Annotated in this window: 9 protein-coding genes and 1 tRNA gene; 5 read left to right on the forward strand and 5 right to left on the reverse strand. The window is 67.1% G+C overall.

The annotated features are described in order from the left end of the window. The first annotated feature begins 20 nt into the window (after positions 1-20). Together acnB and ABD767_RS06680 are read left to right on the forward strand one after the other, a co-directional pair. Positions 21-2,627: a bifunctional aconitate hydratase 2/2-methylisocitrate dehydratase gene (gene acnB, locus ABD767_RS06675; protein ID WP_103043777.1), complete on the forward strand. Its 2,607-nt coding sequence runs from the start codon at positions 21-23 to the stop codon at positions 2,625-2,627. A gap of 99 nt (positions 2,628-2,726) precedes the next feature. Continuing rightward, positions 2,727-2,802, forward strand: a tRNA-Ala gene (locus ABD767_RS06680). A 55-nt stretch (positions 2,803-2,857) separates the two neighbouring features. Here ABD767_RS06680 and ABD767_RS06685 read toward each other — a convergent pair. The 3 genes from ABD767_RS06685 to dnaG all read right to left on the reverse strand — a co-directional run bounded on the left by ABD767_RS06685 (position 2,858) and on the right by dnaG (position 8,413). Further along, the gene (locus tag ABD767_RS06685) at positions 2,858-3,814 is read right to left on the reverse strand and encodes a 2-dehydropantoate 2-reductase (RefSeq protein WP_103043778.1); all 957 of its coding nucleotides are present in this window, start codon (positions 3,812-3,814) and stop codon (positions 2,858-2,860) included. Positions 3,815-3,949: 135 nt separating this feature from the next. Further along, positions 3,950-6,268 (reverse strand): RNA polymerase sigma factor RpoD, encoded by a 2,319-nt coding sequence (gene rpoD, locus ABD767_RS06690; protein WP_103043779.1) that lies wholly within the window; start codon positions 6,266-6,268, stop codon positions 3,950-3,952. A gap of 267 nt (positions 6,269-6,535) precedes the next feature. After that, complete coding sequence (dnaG, locus tag ABD767_RS06695; protein ID WP_103043780.1) at positions 6,536-8,413, reverse strand: DNA primase; 1,878 nt, start codon at positions 8,411-8,413, stop codon at positions 6,536-6,538. 101 nt (positions 8,414-8,514) lie between these two features. Between dnaG and ABD767_RS06700 the strand changes: the two genes are divergently transcribed. Beyond that, positions 8,515-10,167, forward strand: coding sequence for an AMP-binding protein (locus ABD767_RS06700; protein ID WP_103043781.1), 1,653 nt, complete (start codon positions 8,515-8,517; stop codon positions 10,165-10,167). A gap of 111 nt (positions 10,168-10,278) precedes the next feature. Further along, entirely contained in the window at positions 10,279-10,848 is a 570-nt protein-coding gene (gene phaR / locus ABD767_RS06705) for a polyhydroxyalkanoate synthesis repressor PhaR (protein WP_344868907.1), read from the forward strand. 63 nt (positions 10,849-10,911) lie between these two features. Here phaR and ABD767_RS06710 read toward each other — a convergent pair whose 3' ends face one another. Continuing rightward, positions 10,912-11,469 carry an Lcl C-terminal domain-containing protein gene (locus ABD767_RS06710; RefSeq protein ID WP_344868909.1) on the reverse strand — a complete coding sequence of 186 codons (558 nt, stop codon included), beginning with the start codon at positions 11,467-11,469 and terminating at the stop codon, positions 10,912-10,914. Between the two features lie 224 nt (positions 11,470-11,693). Here ABD767_RS06710 and ABD767_RS06715 point away from each other — a divergent pair, with 224 nt between their 5' ends. Next, positions 11,694-13,115: an MFS transporter gene (locus tag ABD767_RS06715; RefSeq protein WP_344868911.1), complete on the forward strand. Its 1,422-nt coding sequence runs from the start codon at positions 11,694-11,696 to the stop codon at positions 13,113-13,115. Positions 13,116-13,137: 22 nt separating this feature from the next. On the opposite strand, the gene msbA is transcribed toward ABD767_RS06715, so the two are convergent. Then, the gene (msbA, locus tag ABD767_RS06720) at positions 13,138-14,940 is read right to left on the reverse strand and encodes a lipid A export permease/ATP-binding protein MsbA (RefSeq protein ID WP_103043784.1); all 1,803 of its coding nucleotides are present in this window, start codon (positions 14,938-14,940) and stop codon (positions 13,138-13,140) included. Positions 14,941-15,038: the final 98 nt, after the last annotated feature.

Here is a 15,038-nt window from a genome sequence, read left to right on the forward strand (position 1 = left end):
CCCTTTGGAGATTGAGAACCATGTTGAAAGCCTACCGCGAACATGCCGCAGAGCGCGCCAAACTGGGCATTCCGCCGCTGGCGCTGGATGCCAAGCAGGTGGCCGCGCTGATCGAGCTGATCAAGAGCCCGCCTGCTGGCGAGGATCCGGCCTTCCTGCTCGACCTGCTGACGTACCGCGTCCCGCCGGGCGTGGACGACGCATCCAAGGTCAAGGCCAGCTTTCTGGCTGCGGTCGCGCACGGCGACATCCAGGTTGGCCTGATCAGCAAGGCGCGCGCCACCGAGCTGCTGGGCACCATGGTGGGCGGCTACAACGTGCACCCGCTGATCGAGTTGCTGGACGACGCAGAAGTCGCCGGCGTGGCGGCCGAGGCGCTCAAGAAGACGCTCTTGATGTTCGACTACTTCAACGACGTCGCCGACAAGGCCAAGGCCGGCAACGCCCGCGCCAAGGAGGTCATGCAGAGCTGGGCCGACGCCGAGTGGTTTACCAGCCGCCCCAAGGTCGAGGAAAAAATCACGGTCACCGTCTTCAAGGTGCCGGGCGAGACCAATACCGACGACCTGTCGCCCGCGCCCGACGCCACGACGCGCCCCGACATCCCGATGCACTACCTGGCGATGCTCAAGAATACCCGTCCCGACGCGGCCTTCAAGCCCGAGCAAGACGGCGTGCGCGGCCCGATGCAGTTCATCGAGGATCTGAAGAAAAAGGGCCACACCGTTGCCTACGTGGGCGACGTGGTCGGCACGGGTTCGAGCCGCAAATCGGCCACCAACAGCGTGATCTGGGCCACGGGCGACGACATTCCCTTCGTGCCCAACAAGCGCTTTGGCGGTGTGACGCTGGGCGGCAAGATCGCCCCGATCTTTTTCAACACGCAAGAGGATTCCGGCTCGCTGCCGATCGAGGTCGACGTCTCCAGGATGGAGATGGGCGACGTGATCGACATCTACCCCTACGCGGGCAAGATCGAGAAGGCCGGCGCCAAGATCGCCGACTTCGAGCTCAAGAGCCAGGTGCTGCTCGACGAAGTGCAGGCCGGCGGCCGCATCAACCTGATCATCGGCCGCGCGCTGACCGCCAAGGCGCGTGAATTCCTGGGACTGCCTGCATCGACCGCCTTCCGCCTGCCCCAGGCGCCCGCCGAAACCAAGGCAGGCTTCACGCTGGCGCAGAAGATGGTCGGCCGTGCCTGCGGCCTGCCGACCATCGACGGCGTGCAACAGGGCATTCGCCCCGGCACCTACTGCGAGCCCAAGATGACCACCGTGGGCAGCCAGGACACGACCGGCCCCATGACCCGCGATGAGCTCAAGGATCTGGCCTGCCTGGGCTTCTCCGCCGACATGGTGATGCAGTCCTTCTGCCACACCGCCGCCTATCCCAAGCCCGTGGACGTGAAGACCCACCGCGAGCTGCCCGCCTTCATCAGCAACCGCGGCGGCGTTGCGCTGCGCCCGGGCGACGGCGTGATCCACAGCTGGCTCAACCGCCTGCTGCTGCCCGACACCGTGGGCACGGGCGGTGACTCGCACACGCGCTTCCCCATCGGCATCAGCTTCCCGGCGGGCTCCGGCCTGGTCGCGTTTGCCGCCGCCACCGGCGTCATGCCGCTGGACATGCCCGAATCGGTGCTGGTGCGCTTCAAGGGCGAGATGCAGCCGGGCGTGACGCTGCGCGACCTGGTGCACGCGATTCCGCTGTACGCCATCAAGGCAGGGCTGCTCACCGTCGCCAAGGCCGGCAAGAAGAACGTGTTCTCGGGCAAGGTGCTGGAAATCGAAGGCCTGCCAGACCTGAAGGTAGAGCAGGCATTCGAGCTGTCCGACGCCTCGGCCGAGCGTTCTGCCGCCGGCTGCACGATCAAGCTCAACCCCGAGCCGATCAAGGAATACCTCACCAGCAACATCGTGCTGATGAAGAACATGATTGCCGACGGCTACGCGGACGCCAAGACGCTGCAGCGCCGCATCGAGAAGGTCGAGGCCTGGCTGGCCAAGCCCGAACTGCTCGAAGCCGACAAGGATGCCGAGTACGCAGCCGTGATCGAGATCGACATGAACGAGATCAAGGAGCCCATCGTCTGCTGCCCCAACGACCCGGACGACGCCAAGTTCCTGTCCGAAGTGGCCGGCACCCCGATCGACGAGGCGTTCATCGGCTCGTGCATGACCAATATCGGCCACTTCCGTGCGGCAGCCAAGCTGCTGCAGGGCCAGCGCGACATTCCGGCCAAGCTGTGGATCGCGCCGCCGACCAAGATGGACCAGAACGAGCTGATCAAGGAAGGCCATTACGCGGCATTCGGCACCGCCGGCGCGCGTACCGAACTGCCTGGCTGCTCGCTGTGCATGGGCAACCAGGCCCAGGTGCGCGAGGGCGCGACCGTGATCTCCACCAGCACGCGCAACTTCCCCAACCGCCTGGGACGCAACACCAACGTGTTCCTGGGGTCGGCCGAGTTGACCGCCATCGCATCCCGCCTGGGCAAGCTGCCCACGCGCGAGGAATACCTCAAGGAGATGGGCATCATCGACGCGGACAAGGCGAGCGTCTACCGCTACATGAACTTCGACCAGATCGAGGAATACGCCGAAGTCGCCAAGGGCGTCACTGCCTGAGTGCAACCCCGCCGGGCGCTTGGGTGCGCCCGGCCGTGGCGTAATTTATGCTGCACCCGCCTCGCGGCGGCTGGGACAGGTATTAAAATATCCGTCTACGGGCCGATAGCTCAGCTGGGAGAGCGCTGCGTTCGCAATGCAGAGGTCGTGAGTTCGATCCTCATTCGGTCCACCACACATATCCAAAGCCCGGGGCTCGCTCCCCGGGCTTTTTGCTTTCTGCAGAGCAATCAGGGCCGTGAGGCGGCCTCGGGTCGAAGCGTCTCCAGCATGCGCACCAGCACCAGCATGGCCTGGTTGACCGGCGTGGCTACGGAGAGGGCTGCGCCGCGGCGCACGATATGGCCGTTCAGGTGCTCGATCTCGCTGGGGTGGCCGCGCGCCAGATCCTGTGCGGTCGATGAAAGCTGCCCCGGCATGGATGCGGCGATGCCCTGGACGGCAGCGTGGATGTCGTCGGCCATCTCCACCCCTTCGGCCTGCGCGACCGCCAGGCATTCGGCGACCAGGTTGTCGATGAGCTGCAGCGCCCCGTCCTGCTGCACCAGCCAGCCATAGGGTTTCTGGACGATGGCCGACAGCGCGTTGTAGGCGCAGTTGATGACCAGCTTGGACCACAGCGCGCCCCGGACGTTGGACGAGACCTGGGCGGGAATGCCGGCGGCGGCCAGTTCGCGAACCAGTCGCTCGCTGACCGGCGATGGGGGCAGCAGCAGGTCGCCGCGCCCGTAATGGCGCACGTGGCCGGGGCCGGCCATGGCGGTGGCCACATAGACGACGGCTGCGCCCACCGGCTGCCGGGGGCCCAGCACGCTGCGCACGCGCTCGTCGTTGTCCACGCCGTTTTGCAGCGTGAGCACCAGCGTGTGCGCGCCCAGGTGGGGTTGGATTTGCCGGGCTGCGCTTTCGGTGTCGGTCGACTTGACGCTCAGCAGCACCACGTCCGCACCCGTGATCGCGGCCGGGTCGGTGCTGGCGCTGATGGGGACGTGGATGTCCTCGGTGGCCGTCTGCAGGCGCAGCCCCCGGGCCTGGATGGCCTGGACATGGGCCGGGCGACCGATCAGCGTGACCTGGTGGCCTGCGCGCGCCAGCAGCGTGCCGAAGTAGCAGCCGACCGATCCCGCGCCCATCACGGCAAAGCGCAACCGGTCTGAGGAGTAGGTGTCGTGGGCGGTGGCGGTCATGGCAGTGGGCTCTCGCGTGCGTTCAATGAAGCGGTCATTGTCGCCGCCGATACCAGCGATGTGCGACGGGCACAAAAAACCCGGGCTGCCATCGGCGGGCCCGGGTTTGTGATCACGCGCAGGCGCGCGGCTGGTTTACAGCGAATCGATGAAGCTGCGCAGCTTGTCGCTGCGGCTGGGGTGCTTCAGCTTGCGCAGCGCCTTGGCCTCGATCTGGCGGATGCGCTCGCGCGTCACGTCGAACTGCTTGCCGACTTCTTCCAGCGTGTGGTCGGTCGACATTTCAATGCCAAAGCGCATGCGCAGCACCTTGGCTTCGCGCGGCGTCAAGCCGTCCAGGATGTCCTTGACCACGTCGCGCAGGCCGGCCTGCATCGCCGCTTCGATTGGTGCAGTGTTGTTGCTGTCCTCGATGAAATCGCCCAGGTGGCTGTCGTCGTCGTCGCCGATGGGGGTTTCCATCGAGATCGGCTCCTTGGCGATCTTCATGATCTTGCGGATCTTGTCCTCGGGCATCTCCATCTTTTCGGCCAGCAGCGCGGCGTCGGGCTCGAAGCCGAACTCCTGCAGGTGCTGGCGCGAGATGCGGTTCATTTTGTTGATGGTCTCGATCATGTGCACCGGGATGCGGATGGTCCGGGCCTGGTCCGCGATCGAGCGGGTGATGGCCTGGCGGATCCACCACGTCGCGTAGGTCGAGAACTTGTAGCCGCGGCGGTATTCGAATTTATCGACCGCCTTCATCAGGCCGATGTTGCCCTCCTGGATCAGGTCGAGGAACTGCAGGCCGCGGTTGGTGTACTTCTTGGCAATCGAGATCACCAGGCGCAGGTTGGCTTCGATCATCTCCTTCTTGGCGTGGCGCGAGTTGGTCTCGCCTGCGTTCATGCGCTTGTTGATCGCCTTGAGCTCGGTCAGCGGCACGACGACGCGCGACTGCAGATCCAGCAGGTGCTGCTGCAGTTCCTGGATCGGCGGGATGTTGCGCTGCATTACGGCGCTCCAGGGCTTGCCGGCGGCGGCCTGTTTCTCCACCCAGGGCAGGTTCAGCAGGTTGGCCGGAAATTCCTTGATGAATATCTCCTGCGGCATGCCGCACTTGTCCACGATGATGCGGCGCAGCTCGCGCTCTTTCTTGCGCACGTCGTCGACCTGGGCGCGCACCATGTCGCACAGCTTTTCGATGGTCTTGGCGGTGAAGCGGATCGTCATCAGCTTGGTCGAGATCTCATGCTGCACCTTCATGTACGTCGGGCTGCCATAGCCTTCCTTGTCGTAGATCTTGTGCATCTTCTCGAACAGCGCGCGCAGCTCGTCAAAGCGCTCGAGCGCATCGTTCTTGAGCTTTTCCAGCAGGCGCGTCATGGCCTTGGAGCCGCCCTTGCCGTCGTCGTCATCCTCGTCGTCGTATTCGTCGAAGTCTTCCTCGGCGACATAGTCATCGGCTTCCTCGGGGTCGGCGAAGCCGTCGACGATGGCCGAGATGACGGTCTTGCCCTCGCGGATTTCCTCGGCCATGGCCAGGATTTCGGCGATGGTGGCGGGCGATGCGCTGATCGCCTCCATCATGTCCATCAGGCCGCCCTCGATGCGCTTGGCGATCTCGATCTCGCCCTCGCGCGTGAGCAGCTCCACAGTGCCCATCTCGCGCATGTACATGCGCACCGGGTCGGTGGTGCGGCCGAATTCGCTGTCGACGGTGGACAGCGCCGCCTCGGCCTCTTCCTCGGCCTCTTCGACGGTGGTGGCCGTCGGCGTGACGTTGTTCTGGAACAGCGTCTCGGCGTCGGGCGTGGTCTCATACACCGCCACGCCCATGTCGCTGAGCATGGAGACGACGACTTCCAGCGTCTCGGCGTCGACCAGCTTGTCGGGCAGGTGGTCGGAGATTTCGACCTGCGTCAGGTAGCCGCGCGTCTTGCCCAGCGTGATCAGCTTCTTCAGCTGCGAGCGGCGCTTGGCCATGTCCTCTTCGGACAGCACGGTTTCGTCGAGACCGAACTCCTTCATCAAGGCGCGTTCCTTGGCCTTGCTGATCTTCATGCGCAGGGGCTTGACCTTTTCGGCGGGCGCATCGGCGCTGGCCTCGGCTGCCGGCTCGGGTTCGCCCTCCAGGTCGGCTTCGATGTCGGCGTCGGAGAAGTCCTCGTCGCCCGGCAAGGTCTTCTTGCCCTTGCCGGTGGTCTTGGCTGCCGGCTTGGTGGCGGTTTTCGCGGCAGTTTTGGTGGCGCGCTTTTTGGCCGCCGGCTTGGCCTTGTCGTCGCCGGCGTCTGCGGCAGCCGCCTTGGTGGTTTTGGCGCGCGCGGGCTTTTTCTTGGCGGCGGACGCGTCGCCGTCCAGCGGCTGGGCCGAGGTCAGTTGATCCTCGACCTCACTGGCCTTGGTTTTTTTGGTCGACGCTGCCTTTTTGGCGGGCGTGCTGGCAGGAGAAGAAGCAGTTTTTTGGGCTGGCATGGACAACCTCTGGGTCAAAAAAGGACACACCGAACGAATCGAGACGAACCGCTGCCCGTGAAAGCGCAGTGCTGCGGGCGCGGGCAAGGCGTGCGCGCCTTGCAGATGCGGAGCGAATCCCCGCGAGGCAAGATGTCTGGGCGATCATTTGGTGTGCAGCCCTTGCGGTGAGGTGGGCGATGGTCTGCGTTTGCCATGGTTGCCCGGTCCGGAGGTACTGCTGTCGCTCTTGCCGACAAACCGTAGATTATATCTTTTCCGGCAATTTCAAGAGTCGAGCGCCTTGGTATTTTCCAGTGCATGGCGCCGCTCCTGCAGCAGGCGGTAGCGCTGCAGGGCCTGCGGGTCGTGCGCGGCGGCGGCAATCAGCGCGCTTTGCTCGTGCTTGATCGTGTCGACCAGCATGCGATTGAGCAGGTCGCGCAACTCGCAGCGCAGCTCGGCCTCGTCGCCTTCGGTCTGCGCGTGCGAGCCGGTCATCACGCGCTCGGCAAGCGCCTGGCTGCCAGAGGCGCGGCCGTCGTACTCCTGGTCTTGCAGCTGCTCGCGCAGCACGGCCCAGGGGCGCGGGCCGTGCTCCAGCCACTGCATCTCCAGCCATGCAAACAGTGGGCCATGAGGGGCGGGCAGCGCAGCCAGCGCGGCGTGGTCTTCGTGCGTCAGCGTCTCCAGGAATGCCATGTGCGACAGCAGCAGCCGCAGCGCGTGGTCGGCGCGCCGCACCATGGAGGCGCCGGCCAGAGGTTGCGCCATGGCCGGGCGCCGGTAGCTGCCGTGGCGCGCCCGGGGGCCGGCGCCCGGGTGGGCTGGCGCGCGGGCGCCAGCGGCGTGGCTGCCGGGCGTGTCCGGCGCCTGGTACCACAGCTGGGCCAGCTCATGCGCGGGCAGCTGCGCCAGTTGCGCCAGCTCACCCTGCAGCTGGCGTTTGAGCGCGCCGTCGGGGAGCAGGGCCCATAACGGCTGGGCGTTGCTGAGCATGTGGGCGCGCCCCTCGGGCACGCCCAGGTCGCACGACTGGCTGGCCGCCTCGATCAAAAAGCGCGACAGCGGCGTGGCGTCGCCGACGTGGCGGGCGAAGGCGTCGGCGCCGTGGGCGCGGATGAAACTGTCGGGGTCGTGCTCGGGCGGCAGGAACAGGAATTTGATCGAGCGCGTGTCGCTGGCGTAGGGCAGAGCGGCCACCAGCGCCTTGTGCGCAGCGCGCCGGCCCGCGCCGTCGCCGTCAAAGCTGAACACCACCTGCTCGGTGAAGCGAAACAGCTTGTGCACATGGTCTGGCGTGCAAGCCGTGCCCAGCGTGGCCACGGCGTTGCCAAAGCCCAGCTGCGCCAGCGCGACCACGTCCATATAACCCTCGGTCACCAGCGCGTAGCCCGCCTCGCGGATCGCCTGGCGCGCCTCGAACAGACCATAGAGTTCGCGCCCTTTGTGGAACACCGGGGTTTCGGGCGAGTTCAGGTATTTGGGCTTTTCGTCGCCCAGCACGCGCCCGCCAAAGGCGATGCATTCGCCCTTGACGTTGCGGATCGGGAACATGATGCGGTCGCGAAAGCGGTCGTAGCGGCGCCCGTCCTCCTCGCCCTGCAACACCAGGCCGGCCTCGACCAGCTGGGGGTTGTCGTATTGGGCGAACACGCTGGCCAGGCCGTGCCAGCCGGACGGCGCATAGCCCAGGCCGTAAGTGCGCGCGACCGCACCCGAGACGCCGCGCGCCTTCAGGTAGTTGACTGCATGCGCATGTGCCGGCAGCTGGCGCCGCCAGGCGCTGGCGGCCTGCTCCAGCAGCTCGGTCAGCGTGGCCTGCTGGCGCTGCTGGGCGGCGGCGCGCGCGCGCTCCTGCGGCGACTGGTCGTCGCGCGGTACCTGCAGGCCAGCCTGCTGCGCCAGGTCTTGCACCGCTTCGACGAAGCCCATGCCGGCGTGCTCCATCAGAAAGCCGATGGCGTTGCCGTTACGCCCGCAGCCAAAGCAGTGATAGAACTGCTTGGACGGACTGACGCTGAACGAGGGGGATTTTTCGCCGTGGAAGGGGCACAGCCCCATGTAGTTGGCGCCGCTTTTCTTGAGCTGCACATGGTGGCCGACCACGTCGACCACGTCGGTGCGCGCGAGCAGCTCCTGGATGAATGACTGGGGAATGGACACGGGCGGTATTTTCGCCCAGGGACATGATCGCTTCAGGGCCGCGTCAGCATGCTCTGCTGTAATGGCGGGCATTTTTCGACGCGCTCACAGAAAGAAACCGTATGAATACCACCAGCATCTACGATCAGGATCTGCCCCGCACCGAGGCCAACCATGCGCCGCTGACGCCGCTGTCGTTCATCGAGCGCACCGCCGAGGTCTATCCCGAGCGCCTGGCGATCGTGCACGGCGACCTGCGCCAGACCTGGGGCCAGACCTATGAGCGCTGCCGCCGCCTGGCCAGCAGCCTGCGCCGCGCCGGCATTGGCAAGAACGACACCGTCGCCGCGATGCTGCCCAACACGCCGCCGATGGTCGAGGCGCATTTTGGCGTGCCGATGGCCGGCGCCGTGCTCAATACGCTCAACACGCGGCTGGACCCGCAGACCATTGCCTTCATGCTCGACCATGGCGAGGCCAGGGTGGTGATCGTCGACCCCGAATTCAGCGCCGCCATGGGCAAGGCGCTGGAGCTGCGCCAGAGCACTGTGCCGCTGACAATCATCGAGGTCGAGGATGATTTGTACGGCCCCGCGCAGCAAAGCCTGGGCGGCGTGCGCTACGAGGACTTTCTGGCAGCGGGCGACCCGCAGTTCGCCTGGGAGCTGCCCGGCGACGAGTGGGACGCGATCGCGCTGAACTACACCAGCGGCACCACGGGCAACCCCAAGGGCGTGGTCTACCATCACCGCGGCGCGCACACCAACGCGGTGAGCAACGTGCTGGAGTGGGACATGCCCAAGCACGCGGTCTATCTGTGGACGCTGCCGATGTTCCACTGCAACGGCTGGTGCTTTCCGTGGACCGTGGCGGCGCGTGCCGGGGTCAATGTCTGCCTGCGCCGGGTCGATGCGCAGGCGATCTTTGACGCCATCCGCAACCACGGTGTCACCCATTACTGCGGCGCGCCCATCGTGCACGGCCTGCTGGTCAACGCGCCGGCGGCGATGAAGGAGGGCGTGCCCGCCGGTGTCAAGGCCATGGTGGCGGGCGCTGCGCCGCCGGCGGCGATGATCGAAGGCATGGAGCAGATGGGCTTCGACCTGACCCATGTCTACGGCCTGACCGAGGTCTATGGCCCGGCCACGGTATGCGCCAAGCATGACGCCTGGAACGACCTGGACATTGGCGAGCGTGCGCGCCTGAACGCCCGACAGGGCGTGCGCTACCACCTGCAGCGTGCGGCCGCCGTGCTCGACCCGGAGACCATGCAGCCGGTGCCCCACGACGGCGAGACCATGGGGGAGATCATGTTCCGCGGCAACATCACGATGAAGGGCTACCTGAAGAATCCCCAGGCCACCGCCGAGGCGTTTGCCGGCGGCTGGTTCCACAGCGGCGACCTGGCGGTGCAGTACCCGGACGGCTACATCAAGATCAAGGACCGCAGCAAGGACATCATCATCTCGGGCGGCGAGAACATCTCGTCGATCGAGGTGGAAGACGTGCTCTACCGCCACCCCGACGTGCTGGCCGCCGCCGTCGTCGCCCGCCCCGATCCGAAGTGGGGCGAGACGCCCTGCGCCTTCGTCGAGCTCAAGGCCGGCGCGACGGCCACGCCCGAGGACATCGTCCAGCATTGCAAGAAGCACCTGGCCGGCTTCAAGGTGCCGCGCACCGTGGTGTTTGGCGAGCTGCCCAAGACCAGCACCGGCAAGATCCAGAAGTTCGAGCTGCGCCGCCAGGCTGGATCGGCCGCGGCAATCGATGCCTGACGGGCGCTCAAATGCTGCAGCGCCAGAAGCGGGGCAGGGTAATCCTGTTCCGCCGCCGGCCGGGCCTTGCCTAGAATGTGTTGCAGTGCAATAACGATTTCAGGAGAGGTTGTGTCCGACAAGAACACCGCACCCGCATCCGATAAAGAGAGCAAGAGCGAAGCCAAGAGTGGCGAGCGCGTCATCAAAAAATACCCCAACCGCCGCCTGTATGACACGTCGACGTCCACCTACATCACGCTGGCCGAGGTCAAGCAGTTGGTCATGGACGGCGAGAGCGTCGTGGTGCGCGACGCCAAGAGCGGCGACGACCTGACGCGCTCCATTCTTCTGCAGATCATTCTGGAGGAGGAGGCCGGCGGCGCTCCCATGTTCAGCGAGGCGGTGCTGGCCAACATCATCCGCTTCTACGGCCACGCGATGCAGGGCTTCATGGGCGCCTACCTGGAGCGCAACGTACAGATGTTCACCGAGCTGCAAAAGCGCATGGCCGAGCAGTCCAAGGGCCTGACGCCCGAGATGTGGACGCAGTACATGAACCTGCAGTCGCCGATGCTGCAAAACCTGATGGGCAACTACACCGAGCAGTCGCAGAACATGTTCGTGCAGATGCAGCAGCAGATGCAGAAACAGACCGAGCAGATGCTGGATGCCTTCGGTTTGAAAAAACCAGCGGGCTGACGCGCCGTTCGGGCGCTGCGGCGGCCATCCTCCGGCGCACCTTCCCGCGCCCGCGTTCCCGCTTCAGGGCGCCGGGCGCACCAGGCGCACGAACAGCGCCGTTGCGCGGCCCACGTCGCCGCGCGCCTGGCCGCTGGCCATGTCCACCGCCCAGCTTTGCTGCACCGCCAGCTGGTGCTCGCCCCCGCCGGCGCGCGCTACGTTGCCGTAGGCGTAGGGGTTGACTTTCTGCGCGTTCACGCTGGCCGTGCCGCTCCAGTGCCAGTCGGGCGGCGCCGCGGGAAACAGCGCAGCGTCGACTGCTGGCGGCTTTGCGCTGCGCTCGACCAGGCGGCGCAATTCGTTGACCCGTGGCAGGCGCCAGCGCACGCCGTCGGCCTGGGCGCGCTCGCGTGCCAGCGCCTGGGCCTCGGCGTAGGTGAAGCGCTGGGCCACGCCGGTGCATTGGCCGCCATTCCAGCGCATGCCCTCGACGCAGCGCGGCCAGGCCAGGCGGGCGCGAGCGTCGATGACCAGCGCCGCGTCGGGCGATGGCTGCAACGCCGCTACGGGTGCCTGGCGTGCTGGCTCCGGCTGCGCCGCATCCGCGGATGCCGCCAGGGCGGTCAAGGCTGCGCTCATCAGCAAGGCTGTTGCGCACGAGGCGGCCGGGCGATGGAGGCGGGAGCGGTGGTCGAGAGCGATCGGTGTCATGGGCGGTTGGCGGTGGCTGGCCTATGCCCTGCGACTGTGCCATGGCTTGCCGTTGCGCGACAGCGCGGCGGCGGCGCGGCGGTGAAAATCGCCGCCATGTTGTTGTTTCCCCGTCTTTCCAGTTGGGGCCGAACCCGCCTGCGGTGTCTGCCATGTCGGTAGTGAGTGCGCCCGTCGCAACCGAGCAGGGCCTGCCGCCGCAGGAGCGCTGGCGCGCCATGCGCGTCATCATCCTGGGGCTGACGCTGGCGGTGCTCGACGCGAGCATCGTCAATCTGGCGCTGCCCGACATCGCCCGGCTGCTGCAGTCCAACGCCGCCGAAAGCGTCTGGGTGGTCAACGCCTACCAGCTGGCCACGCTGGTGTCGCTGCTGCCGCTGTCGGCGCTGGGCGAGCGCCTGGGTTACCGCCGCGTCTACCTTGCCGGCATGGCGCTGTTCACCGTGGCGTCGATCGCGGCCATGCTGGCCAACAGCATGGCCGCGCTGATCGCCGCGCGGGCGCTGCAGGGTCTGGGCGCCTCGGGCGTGATGGCGGTCAACGCGGCGCTGGTGCGGCTGATCTACCCGCCGGCGCAGCTGGGGCGTGGCATGGCGATCAACTCCATGGTCGTGGCCACGTCGGCCATGGCCGGGCCGACGGTGGCGGCGGCCATTCTGTCGTTCGCGTCCTGGCACTGGCTGTTCGTGATGAACCTGCCGCTGGGACTGCTGGCCTGCTGGCAGGGCAGGCGGGCGCTGCCTGCCAACCCACCGGCCAGCCATGCCGCGGCGCGCATGTCGGCGCTGGACCTGGTGCTCAACAGCGCAATGTTCACGCTGGTCTTCCTGGGCGGCGCCGGGCTGGGGGCTGGCGCGGGCCAGGGGGGCGGCGCTATGGCTTGGGCGCTGTTGGGCGCGGGCTTGCTGGTCGGGGCGCTGCACCTGTGGCGCCAGAGCCGGCGCACGGTGCCGCTGGTCCCGGTCGACTTGCTGCGCATTCCGGTGTTTGCGCTGTCGATGGCGTCTTCGGTCGGCGCGTTCTGCGCCCAGACGCTGGGCTTTTTGAGCCTGCCGTTCCTGCTGCTGCAGGTGCAGGGGCGCAGCCACTTGGAAGCGGGCCTTTTGATCACCGCCTGGCCGCTGGCCATCATGCTGGTGGCGCCACTGGCTGGGCGGCTGATCGGGCGCTACCCGGATGGACTGCTCGGCGGCATCGGCATGGTGGTGTTCTCCGCCGGCCTGCTGGCGCTGTCGCTGATGCCGCAGCATCCGTCGATGGTTGACGTGGTCTGGCGCATGGCGTTGGCCGGCGCGGGCTTTGCGCTGTTCCAGTCGCCCAACAACCACACCATCGTCTCGTCGGCGCCGCTGCACCGCAGCGGCGCGGCCAGCGGCATGCTGGGCACGGCGCGGCTGACCGGGCAGACGCTGGGCGCGGTGGGGCTGGCGGCGATCTTCATGCTGCATCCGGCGCACGACGGGCGCGCCGAGTCGCTGGCGCTGGCGCTGGGCGCGGCTTGCGCACTGGCCGCCGGTGTGACCAGCTCGCTGCGCGTGCGCGGGCAGCGCGGGCGGGCACCGGAAGTGCTGTAGCGCCGCGCGCGGCCCAGGTTTTTTATGTGTTGGAGGGCGTGCCCGCAGCGGCGCCGGTGTGCGCCTGCAGCCGCGCGTAAAGGCCGTCGGCGGCCATCAGCGCGGCGTGCGTGCCCTGCTCGACAATCTGGCCGCGTTCCATCACGACGACGCGGTCGGCGTGCTCGATGGTCGACAGCCGGTGGGCGATGACCAGCGTGGTGCGGCCCTGCATCAGCCGCGTGAGCGCCTGCTGCACCAGGCGCTCGGACTCGGTATCAAGGGCCGAGGTCGCCTCGTCCAGGATCAGGATGGGCGCGTCCTTGTACAACGCGCGGGCAATCGCCAGGCGCTGGCGCTGCCCGCCCGACAGCTGGGCCGCGTTGTGGCCCACCAGCGTGTCCATGCCCTGGGGCAGGCCGTCGACATGGCCGGCCAGGTTGGCCGCCTGCAGGCAGGCCTGCACGCGCTCGCGGTCGACGTGGGCGCCCAGCGCCACATTGGCGGCAATGCTGTCGTTGAACATCACCACGTCCTGGCTGACGAGTGCGAACTGCGCGCGCAGCGACGCGAGCTGCCAGTCCTGCAGCGCCACGCCGTCGAGCGTGATGCGCCCGGCGTCGGGCGTGAGAAAGCGCGGCAGCAGGTTGACCAGCGTGGTCTTGCCCGCGCCCGAGGGGCCGACCAGCGCGACCACCTCGCCCGGGGCGATGGTCAGCGACACGCCGGCCAGCGCCGGCGCGTGGTCGCTGTCGAACGACAGCCGCACATCCTGCAGCACGATGGCGCCCTGGGCCCGTGCGCTCTGGTGCGTGCCTTCGGTTTCGGGTTCGGTGCTCGACAGCAGCAGCAGCCCGCGTTCGAGCGCGGCGACGCCGCGCGTGATCGGGTTGGCCACGTCGGCCAGGCGGCGGATCGGCGCGATCAGCATCAGCATGGCGGCAATGAAGGCGGCAAAACCGCCGACGGTGACCGACTGCACGCCGGCGCTGCCATGGCTTTGCCACAGCGCGATGCAGATCACCGCCGACAGCGCGCCGGCGGCCAGCAACTGCGTGGTTGGCGTCATTGCGGCCGAGGCGATGGTGGACTTGATGGCCAGGCGGCGCAGCTGGCGGCTGAGCACATTGAAGCGCCCGGCCTGCTGCTCCTGCGCGCCGTGCAGGCGCACCATGCGGTGGGCCAACACATTCTCCTCGACCACGTAGGCCAGGTCGTCGGTTGCCTGCTGGCTGGTCTTGGTGATTTTGTACAGGCGACGCGACAGCGTCTTCATGATCCAGGCTACGCCCGGCACCATCACGGCGACGATCAGCGTCAGCTGCCAGTTCAAATAAATCAGGTAACCCAGCAGCGCCAGCAGCGTAAAGCCGTCGCGCGACAGCCCCAGCAGCGCCTGCACCAGGGCGTTGAAGCCGGTCTGTACCTCGTAGACGACGGTGTTGGACAGGGTGCTGGCCGACTGCTGGCCGAACAGCCCCATGCGCGTGACCAACAGCCGGTCGAACAGCGCGGTGCGCAGGCGCAGCATGCCCTCGTTGGCAATGCGCGCCAGCGCGTACTGGCCGGTGAATTGCGCCAGCCCGCGCACCAGAAACACGCCCACGATGGCCACGGGAACCATCCACAGTTGCAGCGACCCCTCGGTAAAGCCCTGGTCGAGCAGGGGCTTGAGCAGTGCGGGAATCAGCGGCTCGGTGATCGCTGCAACCAGGGTGGCGAGCACGGCCATGGTCCACTCCAGGCGCTGGTAGCCGAAATAGGCGTGCAGGCGGCGCAGCCTGGCCATCAAGGGCTGCGGCGCGGGTGTCTGCGCAGCGCTATGATCATGGTTTTGCTTTTGCATCGGTTCGGATTCTACGTTTGGCCACACTGCATTCCCGCACAGTTTGTCACTGCGCCGCCCGCCGCGCCTGTGTACCATGCGCGGCTTTGGTTTGTCGG

This window comes from Comamonas faecalis, from assembly GCF_039538025.1.
GTDB classification, from domain to species: Bacteria; Pseudomonadota; Gammaproteobacteria; order Burkholderiales; family Burkholderiaceae_C; genus Comamonas_C; species Comamonas_C faecalis.